At 62.0% G+C, this 16560-nt stretch carries 13 protein-coding genes; 2 read left to right on the top strand and 11 right to left on the bottom strand.

All coding sequences use genetic code 11. The features are described from left to right. Nucleotides 1–114: 114 nt before the first annotated feature. Together AC1RAC_RS08555 and AC1RAC_RS08550 are read left to right on the top strand one after the other, a co-directional pair. Entirely contained in the window at nucleotides 115–1053 is a 939-nt protein-coding gene (locus AC1RAC_RS08555; protein WP_034126393.1) for a DnaJ C-terminal domain-containing protein, read from the top strand. Between the two features lie 83 nt (nucleotides 1054–1136). Continuing rightward, entirely contained in the window at nucleotides 1137–6308 is a 5172-nt protein-coding gene (locus AC1RAC_RS08550; protein WP_492616500.1) for a dermonecrotic toxin domain-containing protein, read from the top strand. Here AC1RAC_RS08550 and ureC read toward each other — a convergent pair. From ureC to urtA, 11 genes are all read right to left on the bottom strand, one after another. Next, nucleotides 6305–8005: an urease subunit alpha gene (gene ureC, locus AC1RAC_RS08545; RefSeq protein ID WP_054896378.1), complete on the bottom strand. Its 1701-nt coding sequence runs from the start codon at nucleotides 8003–8005 to the stop codon at nucleotides 6305–6307. The genes AC1RAC_RS08550 and ureC overlap by 4 nt on opposite strands. 170 nt (nucleotides 8006–8175) lie before the next feature. Further along, a complete protein-coding gene (locus AC1RAC_RS08540; RefSeq protein ID WP_054896379.1) occupies nucleotides 8176–8481 on the bottom strand; it encodes an urease subunit beta in 306 nt (101 codons plus the stop codon). Further along, entirely contained in the window at nucleotides 8478–9011 is a 534-nt protein-coding gene (locus tag AC1RAC_RS08535) for a GNAT family N-acetyltransferase (protein ID WP_054896380.1), read from the bottom strand. Before AC1RAC_RS08535 ends, AC1RAC_RS08540 begins: the two co-directional genes overlap by 4 nt. Nucleotides 9012–9016: 5 nt before the next feature. Continuing rightward, on the bottom strand, nucleotides 9017–9529 hold the full coding sequence (locus AC1RAC_RS08530) for a GNAT family N-acetyltransferase (protein WP_492616499.1): 513 nt from the start codon (nucleotides 9527–9529) through the stop codon (nucleotides 9017–9019). Between the two features lie 9 nt (nucleotides 9530–9538). Beyond that, nucleotides 9539–9841 (bottom strand): urease subunit gamma, encoded by a 303-nt coding sequence (gene ureA, locus AC1RAC_RS08525; RefSeq protein WP_003171437.1) that lies wholly within the window; start codon nucleotides 9839–9841, stop codon nucleotides 9539–9541. A 158-nt stretch (nucleotides 9842–9999) separates the two neighbouring features. Then, on the bottom strand, nucleotides 10000–10839 hold the full coding sequence (locus AC1RAC_RS08520; RefSeq protein ID WP_259038875.1) for an urease accessory protein UreD: 840 nt from the start codon (nucleotides 10837–10839) through the stop codon (nucleotides 10000–10002). 30 nt (nucleotides 10840–10869) lie between these two features. Next, nucleotides 10870–11568, bottom strand: coding sequence for an urea ABC transporter ATP-binding subunit UrtE (gene urtE / locus AC1RAC_RS08515; RefSeq protein ID WP_492616498.1), 699 nt, complete (start codon nucleotides 11566–11568; stop codon nucleotides 10870–10872). A gap of 147 nt (nucleotides 11569–11715) precedes the next feature. Then, the gene (gene urtD, locus AC1RAC_RS08510) at nucleotides 11716–12549 is read right to left on the bottom strand and encodes an urea ABC transporter ATP-binding protein UrtD (protein ID WP_014716710.1); all 834 of its coding nucleotides are present in this window, start codon (nucleotides 12547–12549) and stop codon (nucleotides 11716–11718) included. After that, the gene (gene urtC, locus AC1RAC_RS08505; protein WP_034126400.1) at nucleotides 12546–13613 is read right to left on the bottom strand and encodes an urea ABC transporter permease subunit UrtC; all 1068 of its coding nucleotides are present in this window, start codon (nucleotides 13611–13613) and stop codon (nucleotides 12546–12548) included. The genes urtD and urtC overlap by 4 nt, the downstream gene beginning before the upstream one ends. After that, a complete protein-coding gene (gene urtB / locus AC1RAC_RS08500; protein ID WP_089042136.1) occupies nucleotides 13613–15115 on the bottom strand; it encodes an urea ABC transporter permease subunit UrtB in 1503 nt (500 codons plus the stop codon). The genes urtC and urtB overlap by 1 nt, the downstream gene beginning before the upstream one ends. 166 nt (nucleotides 15116–15281) lie before the next feature. Next, the gene (gene urtA, locus AC1RAC_RS08495; RefSeq protein ID WP_003188149.1) at nucleotides 15282–16547 is read right to left on the bottom strand and encodes an urea ABC transporter substrate-binding protein; all 1266 of its coding nucleotides are present in this window, start codon (nucleotides 16545–16547) and stop codon (nucleotides 15282–15284) included. Between the last annotated feature and the right edge of the window lie 13 nt (nucleotides 16548–16560).

Genomic DNA, 16560 nt, shown 5'->3' with positions numbered 1-16560 from the left:
CCCTGTGTGCCGCCGATTAACTTATGACGCGCCCTGACATCAATTCCCAGGCTGCCAGCCATGGCGTGCCGTGTGGCGGGCTGCGCGATATCGATAACGGATGGTGATGCCCCCATGGATTTCAAAGACTACTACAAGATTCTCGGTGTCGAGCCCACGGCTGATGACAAAGAGATCAAGTCGGCTTATCGCAAGCTGGCGCGCAAATATCACCCGGACGTCAGCAAGGAAAAGGACGCCGAAGCCAAGTTCAAGGATGCGTCCGAGGCCTATGAAGCGCTTAAAAGCGCCGACAAGCGCGCCGAATACGACGAACTGCGCAAGTACGGCCAGCATGGCCAGCCGTTCCAGGGTCCACCGGGCTGGCAGAGCCGTGGCGGCTTTGGTGGTGGCCAGGACGCGGGCGACTTTTCGGACTTTTTCAGTTCGATCTTCGGCTCGCGTGGTGATGCTTTCGGTGGCGGCCAGCGCCGTCCTACCGGGCGCAAGGGCCAGGATGTGGAGATGCAGCTCACGGTCTCCCTGGAGGAAACCCTGTCCACTGAGTCCAAGCAGATCAGCTTCCAGGTGCCGCAATACGATGCCTCCGGTCGGCATGTGAGCAACACCACCAAAAGCCTGAACGTGAAGATCCCGGCCGGTGTGGCCGATGGCGAGCGCATTCGCCTCAAGGCCCAGGGCGCGCCTGGCATTGGCGGCGGGGCCAATGGTGATTTGTACCTGATCATCAAGTTTGCGCCCCACCCCAGGTTCGAGGTGGACGGCGAAAACCTGATCATCAACCTGCCGCTGGCACCCTGGGAGTTGGCGCTGGGCACGGAAGTGGCCGTGCCGACCCTCACCGGCAAGATCAACCTCAAGGTGCCTGCCGGTAGCCAGAACGGCCAGCGCATGCGTGCCAAGGGCCATGGTTTGCTGAACAAGGCCGGGCAACGTGGCTACCTGTTCATCCAGCTCAAGGCCGTCATGCCCAAGGCGGCGGATGATGAGGTCAAGGCATTGTGGGAGGCCCTGGCGCAAAAGGCTGCGTTCAACCCGCGCGAGCAGTTCTGAACGGGTCATTGATTTAGTTAGCGCCAGCCGCAAAAACGGCGTGCCTAGGATGACAACCTCTTCCAAGAAAAGGTTGTCATCCCATGCCGGACTTTCAGGTCACCGACCCCGTCACCCCGCTTCCTGGTGAGCAGGGCCAACATTACGAACTGATCAAACAGGCGATCCCTACTTGCCTGGTCAACAGTTCGCCCTCCCGTCGCAAGGCCCTCAAAGACACGCCGCCAGCCATTCCCCGCTGGTATGACGCTGCTTCCCAGGCGCACAAAGATCAGCTCAAAGTGTTGCTGGACGCCCGTTGCGAGTCGCTCAACGAACTGGAGAAAACCTTCAGTCACATACGCTCGGAGCAAGCGTTTGCCCAACCCTTGTTGGAAGCCAAGCTAAAGGCTATCGGCCACGAGCTGGACGTCAATCAAACCTGGTTGCGCCTGTATGTACCGGTCGAAGATGCCTTTGGCGTAAAGACCAGTGGCTTCAGGGTCAAAACGTTCTCCCTGCTGCACGCTGCCCTTGGCAACTTTGAGCAACGCGAGACTCGAGAGGGCTATTTCGACAGTGCCTCAGGTTTCATCACCCAACCGGACGTGCGCGATCATTTCGAGCGCCACACCACGACCCTGAAGATTCATGCGTTCACCCAGCTTTGCCGAGAACTGGACCTGGGCAAGCAGTACCAGGCTCACCTCAAGGCGCAGTTGAAACCTGACGACGCCGAGTCCCAGGCCGAACTGCGCGAGCGTTATGTCCGGCACCAGAAAGCCGCCTTCAAGGCGGCAGCGTACCTGGCGTTGCTCAAGGGCGACATTGGTGACAGCGACCACGCCTTGCTGATGCGTGTGGCGGCCGGGGAAAAACACATTCTCAGCGACGGCAAGCCCATCGTGTATCGCAGCCTGAGCCTGATGAACCTGCACCTGCATGATTGCCTGGTCATCGACGCTTGCGCCAAGCCTGGCTACACCTGCTGGGTCATCGTTTATATTCCCGATGACCCCGACCATCCCATCAAGCGCTATGACACCTTCAATGACTTCAGCACTGCATTGACCGAGCGCCTGAGCGCGAAAACCACCCAGGAAGCTGACCGCTCTCAAGGCTGGAGGGCTACGCCGAACCAGCATTTTTTTGCCCGGTTCGTTGCCGACAAAGACCGCGCCTACTACTACAAACGGCTGACCGAACTGGTGCTGGACGCACCTCCCCAGCCATTTGGCGCACAGGCCTTGCGATCCGAATGGGGGCGCCTGCTCACTTCTCCGTCCTTTGCCACGCCTTCGACACTGGGCGAACCACATCCCTACGTGCGCGTGCATGCCACTGCCCCTGAATTCAACATTCGCGCTCATACCCTCGTTGACCTTTGGCAAGTTCCGGACCTGTGGACCTATCGCCTGGGCAGCCTGCGTGCCCGCCTGTTCGAGAATGCGCGGCATCGTGCGGTGAGCACCGCCGATGTCGATGAGGCCTCGCGCTCACTGCGCGCCGCGCATTACATGAGCATTGGCCTGTTCGGTCTCAACCTGGTGGCCATGGCGGTGCCACCGCTTGGCGTGCTGATGGCCGTGGCGATGGCCGGGCAAATGCTCTACGAAGTCATCGAAGGTGTCATCGAGCTGAGCGAAGGCGATCGCGAAGAGGGCTGGGCGCACATCACCGACGTGGTGGAAAACCTGGCGACGCTGGCGGTGCAGGCAGCCGTGGTGCACTTCACCGTGTCGCCGTTTATCGAGCAGCTCAAGGCCGTCACTCTCCCCAGTGGCAAGACTCGGCTGTGGAAACCCGACTTGTCGACCTATGAGCACACCGCGTCCCTACCTTCAGTGGCGGCGGATGAGCAAGGCCTGCACCGGCACAACGGCCAGACCGTGCTGCCATTGGAGGGTAAACGCTATGCCGTGCAACAAGACCCGCTGACCGAGCAATACCGCATCCTCCATCCCACGCGCGCCGAGGCCTATCAACCGATATTGAAGAGCAACGGCGCTGGCCTCTGGAACCATGAAGTGGAACGCCCGCACACCTGGGAAGGCGCCACGTTGATGCGGCGATTGGGCCCGGTGACGGAGGGCTTCAGTGATGCCGAGTTGGAGCAGGTGCGCAGCGTTGCGGCGGTGAGTGAGGACGTGCTGCGCCGCGTGCATGTGGAAGGCGAGCCGGTACCGGCGATCCTGCTCGACACCCTGCGCCAGTTCAGGGCGTATCGCGATGCGGTGAGCGTCGCCGAGGGTATTCGCCAGGGCTCGCTCAGCAGCGCACTGTGCAGCTATGCCGCATCCCTGGCGGTGGAGTTGCCTGGATGGCCAGCGAGCAAGGCGATCGAGGCATTTTCCGGCACCGAGTTGAGCGGGCCGTCGATCAAATACGGTAATCAGCAGGCTGCGGCGGCGGACACCGTGCAGGTCCACCGCGCCGAATTGATGAGCGGCCAGTTGCCCATACGCATTATCGAAGCGTTCAGCGAACCTCAGCGCGATGCTCTGGTGGGCAGTTACACCGCCCGCACACCCGAGGCGAGAACCGAGGCCCTGCAATTGAAACTCGAACAAAGGGCCATCGAGGTGCGCGAGCGGTTGATGAAGAGTATTTACGTCGAGCAGCAGCCACTCTCCGACACCGCGATTATGCTGATCCAGCGTGACTTCAGCGGTGTGCCGACGATTTTGGCGCGCGAAGTGCTGGCGGACGCGACGCCGACCGAGCGCGACACGATGAGCCGCGCCAAGCGCATTCCCCTGCGCCTCGCTGAAAAGGCGCGCCGGGCGCAGCAGCAAATGCGCCTGACCCTCGCGTATGAAGGCTTGTACCTCGATGCGTTGGCCGGCCCAGACACCGAAACCCTGGCCCTCCACACACTGCCGGCGCTGCCCGGCTGGTCGGACAATCTGCGCCTGGAAGTGCGCGAGGGTCGGTTTGAAGGCCCATTGCGTGCCAGTTTTGGCCCTCAGGAGGCGAGCAATCGCAAGGTCCTGGCACGTACGGAGGATGGACGTTATCAAGCCTTTGATGAGCGCGGTCAGGATCTGCATGGCCTCAATGGTTTCTATGGCGCCTTGCAGCACGCGTTGACCGACGCCCATCGCAACGCGATTGGCCTGCCCCATGTCGGCCAGGGTGAGCAATTGAAGGGGTTGATCCAGCAACATGCATTAGGCCGAGCACCGTTGCGCAAAGCCTTGGGCATGTCGCCGGAAAAGCTGCCGTTTTTTCGACCGCCGAGCGTGTTGCCGGGCGAGCGTCGCGGCTATCCATTGAGCGGGCGCGGTGGCACTGAGTGGGAAAAAATCACACGCGAGCGGGTCCGCAGCCTGTACCCGGAAATCACCCGGGACGAAATGCTCGCCCTGATCAACGAGCGCGGCGCGCTGGATCTGAGCTGGCTGCGTGCGTTGGAGCAAGAGTACAAGACCCTGCAGGCCACCTTGCACAACTGGTTGAGCACACCGCCCCAAGGCATGGAGGCGTTCGGTGACCAGCAACGCCAGGTGCTGAGGGCCAGGCGCAAGATTTATACGGCGCTGGATGACGCCTGGAGAAAGGTTGGCCCACGGCACTACGATCGAAATGGGCGCCTCTTGGGGCAGAAAATCGAATGGTTGGAAGAGGACCTGGCGCAGCAGCTCCGAACCTTGCCCGCACTGACTGCAAACTTCGACCATGTCAGCTACTTGGGCATTGTGGGAACCGAAGGCTCGCAGCTGACGGATGCGGATGTGCAGCCACTGCTCGCCAACTTTCGCGGTCTGCGTCGATTAGGGATCGAGGCCGCTCAACTGACACGCCTGCCGTCAGCCATCGAACAGATGCCGCATTTGCAGCGGTTGCATTTGGGCGGTAACAGTATTGTCCTTACGCCTGAAGACGTCTTGCGTTTGAAAGATCGGGTGCATCTCAAAGAGTTATTTTTGGAAATGAACCCACTCGGCTTGCCACCCGATGTCGGGCGCATGCCGCGCTTACATACCTTGCTGCTCAATGAAACAAGCCTGGTGGAGTGGCCTAGCAGTGTGTTCCGTGTGCCCAGGCCGGAAGACTTCATTCTGGATATGCGGCAGAACCCGATAGCGCGGATTCCCGAGTTCGCGCCGGGCTCGGATAAGGCATTGATTGTGGCGAAAACCTTCCTCACCCGTGAAACGCTGACGCCTGAACTGCTTGCTCAATTCAAGCGGTACATCGAGGCTGCCGGCCGGGATCCGGATCGCCAATTGCCGAAAAGGGGCGCGCGCGACAGCGAGCAGTGGAAAACCGGTTATTCGGCGCAGGAATGGCCCTCCAGGCAGGTGTTATGGGACATGCTTGAAGGTTCGTTTGGCTCTGAGGGCTTTTTCAATGTTCTTCGTGCCGTCAGAAACTCCGGGGACTCGACAGTCGGGGGCGGCGTATGGTTGTCGGAACTGACCGCCAAGGTCTGGCGCATACTCGAGGCGATGGGCGAAGACGCCGAATTGCGCGAGCAGTTGTTCCTGATGGCCCGGGACCCTGCAGCCTGCGTGGACGCCGGAGCCCAGATGTTCAATGCGATGGGCGTTGCCGTGCTGCATTGGTCGGCGTACTTCAGCGAGGACGTGGCCTCCGTGCGCAAAACTGTCTTCAACCTGGCCAGGGGCAAGTGGCGGCTCGATGAGTTGGGCCGTATCGCCCATGAGCGCGTGTCCCAACTGCAGGATGACGGCGTCAAGTTTCCGGAGTACGACGCCAAAGGCGCACGCATCGATCATTACGATGCCCGCGGCAATTTGATCGCTGATATCGACGAAGTCGAGATCTACCTGGCGTACACAACGCCATTGGCAACCCGTCTGGACCTGCCCTGGCAATCGCGGAGCATGATGTTCCGCGAGGATTATGTGACGGCGCCCATGGTCGAGGAGGCATTCAACCGCGTACAGCTACTGGACCAAGGCGAGCTGCTGCGTGGCAACCTGCTGGAGCAACCGATGTGGACCGACTTTCTGCAGCGGGCTCATCCAGCTGACTACGCGTCGATTGCCGCAAAATTCGATGCACTGATTGACTATCAGGCCGCGCAGGAACAATGGGCCGCCGCAGCCAACCTCCCTGAGAGCGCGAGGCAGGCCCTGCGCCAAACCATCAGCCGGTCGGCTCAGCGCCTGGGCCGACCGGCTTCGGAAAGTGAGCCGGGGCAACTGATGTCCCAGCAAGACTACGACGACACCTTTGGTCGGATCAATGGCGAACTGATCACCTTGAACCAGACACTGACCGATCAAGCGATCCGCGCCATCCTCTAGAACAGGAAGTACCGCTGGGCCATCGGCAACACCTCGGCCGGTTCGCACCACAGCAACTGACCGTCAGCCTTGACCTGATAGGTCTGTGGGTCCACCTCGATATCCGGCAGGTAATCGTTGTGGATCAGGTCGGTTTTCTGCACGTCGCGGCAACCTTTGACCACCGCGATCTGCTTCTTCAGGCCCAGGGCCTCGGGCAGTCCGGCCGCCTGCGCGGCCTGGCTGATAAACGTCAGGCTGGTGGCGTGCAGGGAGCTGCCGAAGCTGGCGAACATGGGGCGGTAATGCACCGGCTGCGGCGTCGGGATCGAGGCGTTGGCGTCGCCCATCAGGCTCGAAGCAATGGCGCCGCCCTTGAGGATCAGCGTGGGCTTGATGCCGAAAAACGCCGGGCGCCACAGCACCAGGTCGGCCCATTTGCCGACTTCGATGGAACCGACGATATGGCTGATACCGTGGGTGATCGCCGGGTTGATGGTGTACTTGGCGATGTAGCGTTTGGCGCGGAAGTTATCGTTGCCCACGCCGTCGCCCGGCAGGGGGCCACGCTGTTTTTTCATCTTGTCGGCGGTCTGCCAGGTGCGCGTGATCACTTCGCCGACACGGCCCATGGCCTGGCTGTCGGAGCTGATCATCGAGAACGCGCCGAGGTCGTGCAGGATGTCTTCGGCGGCGATGGTTTCGCGGCGGATGCGGCTTTCGGCGAAGGCCACGTCTTCGGCAATGCTTGGGTCCAGGTGGTGACACACCATCAACATGTCCAGGTGTTCGTCGATGGTATTACGCGTGAACGGCCGCGTCGGGTTGGTGGAGCTGGGCAGCACATTGGGGAAGCCGCAGGCCTTGATGATGTCCGGTGCATGGCCGCCACCGGCACCTTCGGTGTGGTACGTGTGGATGGTGCGGCCCTTGAGCGCGGCGAGGGTGGTTTCGACAAAGCCCGACTCATTGAGGGTGTCACTGTGGATCGCCACCTGCACGTCGTAGGCATCGGCGACGCTCAGGCAGTTGTCGATGCTGGCGGGCGTGGTGCCCCAGTCTTCATGTAGCTTCAAACCGATAGCACCGGCCTTGACCTGCTCGATCAGCGGCTCGGGCAAACTGGCGTTGCCCTTGCCGGTAAAGCCAATGTTCATCGGGAACGAATCGCTGGCCTGCAGCATCCGCGCAAGGTGCCACGGGCCGGAGGTGCAGGTGGTGGCGTTGGTGCCGGTAGCCGGCCCCGTGCCGCCGCCGATCATGGTGGTGACGCCGCTGGTCAGGGCCTCTTCGATCTGCTGTGGGCAAATGAAATGCACGTGGGAGTCGATGCCGCCGGCGGTGAGGATCATGCCTTCACCGGCAATCACTTCGGTGCTCGCGCCGATGGCCATGGTCACGCCGGGCTGGATGTCCGGGTTGCCGGCCTTGCCAATCGCGTGGATGCGGCCATTCTTCAAGCCGACGTCGGCCTTGACGATGCCCCAGTGGTCGATGATCAATGCGTTGGTGATCAGCGTGTCGACCACTTCATGGGCGAGCAATTGGCTCTGGCCCTGGCCGTCACGGATCACCTTGCCGCCGCCGAATTTGACCTCTTCGCCGTAGACGGTGAAGTCCTGCTCGACTTCGACGAACAGTTCGGTGTCGGCCAGGCGCACCTTGTCACCGACGGTGGGGCCGTACATGTCGGCGTAGGCTTGTCTGGATATCTTCATGGGTGTGTCCTCGATCGTTCCCACGTTCTGCGTGGGAATGCATCCTGTGACGCTTTGCGTCACGACGTAAAGAGCGGACGCAGAGCGTCCCTGGCGGCGTTCCCACGCGGAGCGTGGGAACGATCTAATTGCATTCCAACGGTGGGAGCTGGCTCGCCTGCGATGAGGCCCTAAAGGTCGCCCATGACTCGCCCTGCAAACCCAAATACCCGCCTTGCACCACTCAACTCCACCAACTCCACCTCCCGACGTTGCCCCGGCTCAAACCGCACCGCCGTGCCCGCCGGAATATTAAGGCGCATGCCACGGCTGGCCGCGCGGTCGAATTCCAGCGCGTCATTGGTCTCGAAAAAGTGGTAATGCGAGCCCACCTGGATCGGCCGGTCGCCGCTGTTGGCTACGCCGAGGATGAGGGTGCGGCGGCCGACATTCAGTTCGATCTCGCCAGGCTGGATCTGATATTCACCAGGAATCATGCAGGTTGCCCCAGGGTCTTGTAGTAGATGGCGGTCGGGCTGTAGCGCCCGTCCGGGCTTTGGCAGTAGTCGGGCAGCTCACCGAGCTTGGTGTAGCGCAGCGACTGATAAAAGGCTTCGGCGCCGGAGCCGGCCTCGGTGTCCAGGTACAGCAGGCCACGCTTGTGCTGGCGCGCGGCGAGTTCCAGGGTATTCATCAATTGCTGGCCCAGGCCATGGCGACGGGCGCTGCTGTGCACCAGCAACTTTTGCACCTCGGCGCGGTTCAGGCCGTTGGCTTTCTGGCACAACGCCAATTGCACGCTGGCGATCACCTGCTCGTCGCGCACCACTACCCACAGCAGCAGGCTGGTGTCCTCGACGCCGGCTTGCACGCCGGTCAGGTAGTCCCGGGCCTGGGCCTCATCGAAGTCGGCCATGAAGCCCACCGAAGCGCCGTGCTGCACCGCGTCCAGCAACAGCTCGATCAAGCCCCGGCGGTAATGGGCAAAGCTTTCAGCATTGACTCGACGCAGTTGTGCAGCGCTCATCGATCTCACTCCTGGGGCGGTTCGGCGCCCGGATTCAACGTCAGTTGCATAAAGGTCAGGTCCAGCCAGCGGCCGAACTTGATGCCCACTTGCGGCATTTGCCCGGTAGTCACGAAACCCAGGCGCTCATGCAGGCGGATCGAGGCCAGGTTGCCGCTTTCGATGGCGGCGACCATGACGTGCTTGCCGCGGCTGCGGGCGCGCTCGATCAGGGCCTGCATCAGGCGCGGGCCGAGGCCTTTGCCGCGCTGGTCATTGCGCACGTATACCGAGTGTTCGACGCTGTAGCGGAAGCCTTCGAAGGGGCGCCAGTCGCCGAATGAGGCGTAGCCGGTGACTTCGTCGTTGTCCACCGTGACCAGGATCGGGTACTGCTGGGCCTGGCGCGCACTGAACCAGGCCTGGCGGTTGGCCAGGTCCACCGGTTGCTCGTTCCAGATCGCCGTGGTGTTCAACACCGCGTCGTTGTAGATGGCGCGGATCGCCGGCAGGTCGTGTTCGGTTGCATCACGAATCATGGCTGCGCCTCAGGCAATGGGCTGGTGGACGGTGACCAGCTTGGTGCCGTCGGGGAACGTGGCTTCCACCTGGATATCCGGGATCATTTCCGGGATACCTTCCATAACCTGTTCGCGGCTGAGCAGGGTGGTGCCGTAGTGCATCAGGTCGGCCACGGTGCGGCCATCGCGGGCGCCCTCCATCAGGGCGGCGGAGATATAGGCGATGGTCTCCGGGTAGTTGAGCTTCACTCCGCGTGCCAGGCGCCGTTCGGCGACCAGGCCTGCGGTGAAGATCAGCAGTTTGTCTTTTTCCCGTGGGGTCAGGTCCATGGTTCAGTCCGTAGTAAGGCAGTTAAAAAGACGAGCGCTTACCCCTGTAGAAGCGAGCTTGCTCGCGAAAAACCCGAGGGCGCCGCGTGCATTCAGGAGGCCCGCGTTATCGTTAACGATTTTCGCGAGCAAGCTCGCTCCTACAAAAGGGCGCATCTTCATGTGCTCCAGATTCTTGGTGCGACTGCTTCACGCCCAAACAGCGCCGGGCGTAAAAGCCGCCATAAATCAATCAACCACCCCCGCGCCCGCAGCGCTTCACTGGCCAAACAACGCGCCACCAGTAAGCCAGGCAATTGGGTCAAATCCCCGCGCACCGCGTGGGGCAGTGAGCGGCATTGTTCAAGCAGTTCAGGGTCGAGCTCACCGGTCACCAGCAACGTGGCAAACACCGGTTGCCCATCCAGCCCGATTGGCGAATCCAGCAATCCATCGGCGCCCACAATGCGCTGGCGCTCATGCCAGAGCAACTGGCCGTCGCGGCGAATGTCCAGGTGCGATTGAAAGTGGCCAAGGTCGAACCGTTCGCCACTGGCCGGGCGGCCCAGAGCGACCACATCCCAGTAGAACAACCGCGCATCGCCCGACAGCTCCACTCGCGTGGTCAGTTCGGCCTGGGCGGCGCTGAATACGATGGTTTCCTGGGGCAGCCATTCCAGCGTCGCGCCGGCCTCGACGGTCAACTTGACGTGTTGAAACGCCGGGCCGCTGGCGCGGTACCACTTGGCGGCGCCGGGGCTGGTCAGTTGTGCCCAGGCACCCGTGCCCACATGGGCGCTGATGTCCAGGCGATCGCCACCGGCAATCCCGCCGGGCGGATGCACGATGATGTGCTGGCATACCTCGGGGCCTTCGGCGTACAGGTGTTTTTGCACCCGCAGCGGGCCAAGGTGGCGGCGCAGCACCGGGCGCGTGGTGTCATTGACACGCGCGTAGCCGAGTTCCAGCTCGGCGTGCCAGCTGGGCGTGAACAGGGCAGGGGTAACGGGCAGGTTCATGGCGTGTGCTTATCGTTAGGAGGCTACAGATTAGATGGTTACCAGCCCACGCACACCTTCGCGTTCCATATTTTCACCACGGCCCTGCTGCACGATTTCCCCACGGGACATCACCAGGTACTGGTCAGCCAGTTCAGCGGCAAAGTCATAGAACTGCTCCACCAACAGGATCGCCATATCGCCGCGCGCCGCGAGCTTCTTGATCACCGCGCCGATTTCCTTGATCACCGACGGCTGGATGCCTTCGGTGGGCTCATCGAGAATCAACAGGCGCGGGCGGCTCGCCAGGGCACGGCCAATCGCCAACTGTTGCTGCTGCCCGCCGGACAAGTCGCCGCCGCGTCGATGCTTCATTTGCAGCAACACCGGGAACAGTTCGTAGATGAAGGCCGGCACCTCTTTGGCTTCGGAACCGGGGAAACGCGACAGTCCCATCAGCAGGTTTTCTTCTACGGTCAGCCGCCCGAATATCTCCCGGCCCTGGGGCACGTAGGCGATGCCGGCATGTACGCGCTGGTGCGGCTTGAAGCCGGTGATGGCCTTGCCTTCCCAGTTCACTGCGCCCTCCTTGGCCGGCAGCAGGCCCATCAGGCACTTGAGCAGGGTGGTCTTGCCCACGCCGTTACGCCCGAGCAGGCAGGTGACTTCGCCGATCTTCACGTCAAAAGACAGCCCACGCAGGATGTGGCTACCGCCGTAGTACTGGTGCAGCTTGTTGACTTGCAGCATGTTCGATTCTCCTCAATGATCGTTCCCACGCTCTGCGTGGGAATGCATCCCGTGACGCTCTGCGTCACCGTTGCTCAGCGGGACGCGGAGCGTCCAACCTGGCATTCCCACGCGGAGCGTGGGAACGATCAGCCGTTCGTGTCAGCGTTAGCGGCCGAGGTAAACCTCGATCACCCGCTCGTTTTCCTGCACCTGTTCCAGCGACCCTTCGGCCAGCACGCTGCCCTGGTGCAACACCGTCACGTGGTCTGCAATCGAGCCGACAAACCCCATGTCATGTTCCACCACCATCAACGAGTGCTTGCCGGCCAGGCGCTTGAACAGCTCGGCGGTGAATTCGGTTTCGGCATCGGTCATGCCTGCTACCGGTTCATCCAGCAGCAACAGTTGCGGGTCTTGCATCAGCAACATGCCGATTTCCAGAAACTGCTTCTGGCCGTGGGACAGCAAACCGGCGGGGCGATGCACCGAGGCGGTTAGACGGATGGTGTCGAGCACTTCCTCGATGCGGTCCTTCTGTTCCCCGTTCAGGCGCGCACGCAGGCTGGCCCACACCGACTTGTCGGTCTTCTGCGCCAGCTCGAGGTTTTCGAACACGCTCAAGGCTTCGAACACCGTGGGCTTCTGGAACTTGCGCCCGATGCCGGCCTGGGCGATCTGCACTTCGCTCATGCGGGTCAGGTCCAGGGTTTCGCCAAACCAGGCCTTGCCGTGGCTGGGCCGGGTCTTGCCGGTGATCACGTCCATCAGCGTGGTCTTGCCCGCGCCGTTGGGGCCGATGATGCAGCGCAATTCGCCCACGCCGATGTACAGGTTCAGGTCGTTGAGGGCCTTGAACCCATCGAAGCTGACGCTGATATCTTCCAGGGTCAGAATGGTGCCGTGCCGGGTGTTGAGCCCTTTGCCCGCGACCTGGCCGATGCCAATCGCATCGCGGCCGCTGCCTGCGTCGAAAATAGGTTCAAGCATGACGTTCCTCATTTCTTCAGCAGGCCGATAACGCCCTTGGGCAGGTACAGGGTGACGATGATGAACAGCGCGCCCAGGAAGAACAGCCAGTACTCGGGGAAGGCCACGGTAAACCAGCTCTTCATGCCATTGACCACACCAGCGCCGAGCAACGGCCCGATCAACGTGCCACGCCCGCCCAGCGCTACCCACACGGCGGCTTCGATGGAGTTGGTCGGTGACATTTCGCTGGGGTTGATGATGCCCACCTGCGGCACATACAGCGCACCGGCAAGGCCGCACAACACTGCGCTCAACACCCACACGAACAGCTTGAAACCGCGTGGGTCGTAGCCGCAGAACATCAGGCGGTTCTCGGCATCGCGCAGGGCGGTGAGCACTCGGCCGAACTTGCTTTTCGCCAGGCGCCAGCCGATGTAGAGGCTGGCCACCAGCAACAGCACCGTGGCGAAAAACAACACCGCCCGGGTGCCAGGTTCAGTGATGCCAAAACCTAAGATGCTGCGGAAGTTGGTAAAGCCGTTGTTGCCGCCGAACCCGGTCTCGTTGCGAAAGAACAACAGCATCCCCGCGAACGTCAGGGCCTGGGTCATGATCGAGAAATACACGCCCTTGATCCGCGAGCGGAAGGCGAAGAAACCGAACACCAAGGCCAGCACACCGGGGGCCAGTACCACCAGGCACAACGCCCACAGGAAGTGGTCGGTGCCGGCCCAGTACCAGGGCAATTCGGTCCAGGACAAAAAGGTCATGAACGCCGGCAACTCGCTGCCTGCCGCCTGGCGCATCAAGTACATGCCCATGGCGTAGCCGCCCAGGGCGAAGAACAAACCGTGGCCCAGGGACAACATCCCCGCGTAACCCCACACCAGGTCCAGCGCCAGGGCGACGATGGCGTAACAGAGAATCTTGCCCACCAGGGTCAAGGTGTAGGCCGACACATGCAGCGGGTTGTCCGCAGACAATAACGAACACAGGGGCAACGCCAGCAGCAGGAGCAGGATGACTGCACCGACTGCAATCGTGACTTTGGGGCCGGCTTTTTGCGTGGCCGTAAGCATTAATGGCTGGTTCATCAGTCGATCACCCGTCCTTTCAGTGCGAAGAGTCCTTGCGGGCGTTTCTGGATAAACAGAATGATCAGCGCGAGGATCAGGATCTTGCCGAGCACGGCGCCGATCTGGGGTTCGAGGATTTTGTTGGCGATCCCTAAACCAAAGGCGGCCATGACACTGCCGGCCAACTGGCCGACGCCGCCGAGCACCACCACCAGGAACGAGTCGATGATGTAGCTCTGGCCCAGGTCCGGGCCGACGTTGCCGATCTGGCTCAGCGCCACGCCGCCCAAACCTGCGATACCGGAGCCGAGGCCAAAGGCGAGCATGTCCACGCGCCCGGTGGGCACGCCGCAGCAGGCGGCCATGTTGCGGTTCTGGGTGACGGCGCGCACGTTCAGACCCAGGCGCGTCTTGTTCAGCAGCAGCCAGGTGAGCACCACCACGAACAGCGCGAAGGCAATGATCACGATGCGGTTGTACGGCAGCACCAGGTTGGGCAGTACCTGGATGCCGCCAGACAGCCAGGCCGGGTTCGACACTTCGACGTTCTGCGCGCCGAATACCAGACGCACCAGCTGGATCAGCATCAGGCTGATGCCCCAGGTGGCGAGCAGAGTTTCCAGGGGGCGGCCATACAGGTGGCGAATCACCGTACGTTCCAGCGCCATGCCGATGGCCGCAGTGACAAAAAACGCCACCGGCAACGCGATCAACGGGTAGAACTCGATGGCCTGGGGCACATAGCGCTGCATCATCAATTGCACCACATAGGTGGAGTAGGCGCCGAGCATCAGCATCTCGCCGTGGGCCATGTTGATCACGCCGAGCAGGCCGAAGGTGATCGCCAGGCCCAGGGCCGCCAGCAGCAGGATCGAGCCCAGGGACATGCCGCTGAACGCCTGGCCGAGGATCTCACCCATCATCAGTTTGCGTTTGACCTGGGCCAGGCTGGTCTCAGCGGCGGTGTGTACGGCGGCGTCGGCTTCCACGCCTGGCGCCAGCAGCGCCTCTAGGCGCGTGCGGGCCAGCGGGTCGCCGGTGCTGCCGAGCAAGCGCACGGCCGCCAGGCGCACCACCGGGTCGGGGTCGACCAGTTGCAGGTTGGCCAGGGCCAGGCTGAGGGCGCTGTGCACCTGCTCATCCGTCTCGGCGGCGACCTGCTGGTCGAGGAATTTAAGTTGTGCAGGCACCGCGCTTTTTTGCAGGGTGCGCGCTGCGTCCAGGCGCACCTTGGGGTCGGCGGCGAGCAGTTGCTGGCTGGCTTGCACGTTATTGATCAAACCGCGCAGGCGGTTGTTCAGGCGCACGGTCTTGGTTTCACCGTTGAGCGTGAGTTGGCCTTGCTCAAGGGCATCCACCAACTCGATACGCGTTGGGTCGGGGTGGGCGGCCCAGTCCTGCAGGAGTTTGGCTTGCTGCACCGGGTTGGCGGCAAGGAAGTCTTCGGCGTCGCTGGCGTGTGCGCCAAAGGGCAGCAACAACAGCAGGGCGAGGATGAGGCGGTGGAGGGCAGTGGGCATATAAAAATGTCCTGGTCATGCGGGGACAGTGTGGGAGCAGGCTGTGTGTAAGAGCTGGCTTGCCTGCGATGGCATCGCTGCGGTGTGTCAGGCACACCGAGTTGTTTGCATCGCAGGCAAGCCAGCTCCCACAGTGACCATGTCCCACATTCGAGCCGTGGGGGCGTTAGTTGCTCTTCACGGCATAGTCCGGTTTTTTGTCATTGCCCGGAATGTAAGGGCTCCACGGCTGTGCACGAATCGGCGCTTCGGTCTGCCACACCACCGAGAACTGCCCGTCGGCCTGGATCTCACCGATCATCACCGGCTTGTGCAGGTGGTGGTTGGTCTTGTCCATGGTCAGGGTGAAGCCCGACGGCGCGGCGAAGGTCTGGCCGCCCAGGGCTTCACGCACTTTGTCGACGTCAGTGGACTTGGCTTTTTCCGCCGCCTGCGCCCACATATGGATGCCCACATAGGTGGCTTCCATCGGGTCGTTGGTCACGGCTTTGTCGGCGCCCGGCAGGTTGTGTTTCTTGGCGTAGGCTTTCCAGTCGGCCACGAACTTCTGGTTCACCGGGTTTTCCACCGACTGGAAGTAGTTCCAGGCCGCGAGGTTGCCCACCAGCGGCTTGGTGTCGATGCCGCGCAGTTCTTCTTCACCCACCGAGAACGCCACCACCGGTACCTCGGTGGCTTTCAAGCCCTGGTTGGCCAGTTCTTTGTAGAAGGGCACGTTGGAGTCGCCGTTCACGGTGGAGACCACCGCGGTCTTGCCACCGGCGGAGAACTTCTTGATGTTGGCGACGATGGTCTGGTAATCGGCGTGGCCGAACGGGGTGTAGACCTCCTCGATGTCTTTATCCGCCACGCCTTTGGAATGCAGGAACGAGCGCAGGATCTTGTTGGTGGTGCGCGGGTACACGTAGTCGGTGCCGAGCAGGAAGAAACGCTTGGCGCTGCCGCCTTCTTCGCTCATCAGGTATTCCACCGCCGGGATCGCCTGCTGGTTCGGGGCCGCACCGGTATAGAACACGTTGGGCGACATCTCTTCGCCTTCGTACTGCACCGGATAGAACAGCAAGCCGTTGAGTTCTTCGAACACCGGCAGTACGGATTTACGCGACACCGAGGTCCAGCAGCCGAACACCACGGCCACCTTGTCCTGGGTCAACAGTTGCCGACCTTTCTCGGCGAACAGCGGCCAGTTGGACGCCGGGTCCACCACCACCGGTTCGAGCATCTTGCCGTTCACCCCGCCCTTGGCGTTGATCTCGTCGATGGTCATCAGCGCCATGTCTTTGAGCGAGGTTTCGGAGATCGCCATGGTCCCGGACAGCGAGTGCAGGATGCCGACCTTGATGGTCTCGGCGGCCTGGACGGTCCAGGTCAAACCCATGGCGGCAATAGATGCCGACAAAGTGAAAGCCTTGATCAAGCTGCGACGCTTCATGGTGCGATCTCCG

Source organism: Pseudomonas sp. GW823-FHT02F05, from assembly GCF_058797315.1.
Note: the sequence above shows the minus strand (reverse complement) of the source record. Positions and strands in the feature narration are given on the sequence as shown.

What these genes read in the sequence shown, in the direction of transcription:
- ureC (WP_054896378.1), bottom strand. Translation starts at nt 8,005, where the DNA reads ATGAAGATATCCAGACAAGCCTACGCCGACATGTACGGCCCCACCGTC.
- AC1RAC_RS08550 (WP_492616500.1), top strand. Translation starts at nt 1,137, where the DNA reads ATGCCGGACTTTCAGGTCACCGACCCCGTCACCCCGCTTCCTGGTGAG.
- AC1RAC_RS08555 (WP_034126393.1), top strand. Translation starts at nt 115, where the DNA reads ATGGATTTCAAAGACTACTACAAGATTCTCGGTGTCGAGCCCACGGCT.
- urtB (WP_089042136.1), bottom strand. Translation starts at nt 15,115, where the DNA reads ATGCCCACTGCCCTCCACCGCCTCATCCTCGCCCTGCTGTTGTTGCTG.
- urtC (WP_034126400.1), bottom strand. Translation starts at nt 13,613, where the DNA reads ATGAACCAGCCATTAATGCTTACGGCCACGCAAAAAGCCGGCCCCAAA.
- urtA (WP_003188149.1), bottom strand. Translation starts at nt 16,547, where the DNA reads ATGAAGCGTCGCAGCTTGATCAAGGCTTTCACTTTGTCGGCATCTATT.
- AC1RAC_RS08535 (WP_054896380.1), bottom strand. Translation starts at nt 9,011, where the DNA reads ATGAGCGCTGCACAACTGCGTCGAGTCAATGCTGAAAGCTTTGCCCAT.
- AC1RAC_RS08530 (WP_492616499.1), bottom strand. Translation starts at nt 9,529, where the DNA reads ATGATTCGTGATGCAACCGAACACGACCTGCCGGCGATCCGCGCCATC.
- AC1RAC_RS08520 (WP_259038875.1), bottom strand. Translation starts at nt 10,839, where the DNA reads ATGAACCTGCCCGTTACCCCTGCCCTGTTCACGCCCAGCTGGCACGCC.
- urtD (WP_014716710.1), bottom strand. Translation starts at nt 12,549, where the DNA reads ATGAGGAACGTCATGCTTGAACCTATTTTCGACGCAGGCAGCGGCCGC.
- AC1RAC_RS08540 (WP_054896379.1), bottom strand. Translation starts at nt 8,481, where the DNA reads ATGATTCCTGGTGAATATCAGATCCAGCCTGGCGAGATCGAACTGAAT.
- urtE (WP_492616498.1), bottom strand. Translation starts at nt 11,568, where the DNA reads ATGCTGCAAGTCAACAAGCTGCACCAGTACTACGGCGGTAGCCACATC.
- ureA (WP_003171437.1), bottom strand. Translation starts at nt 9,841, where the DNA reads ATGGACCTGACCCCACGGGAAAAAGACAAACTGCTGATCTTCACCGCA.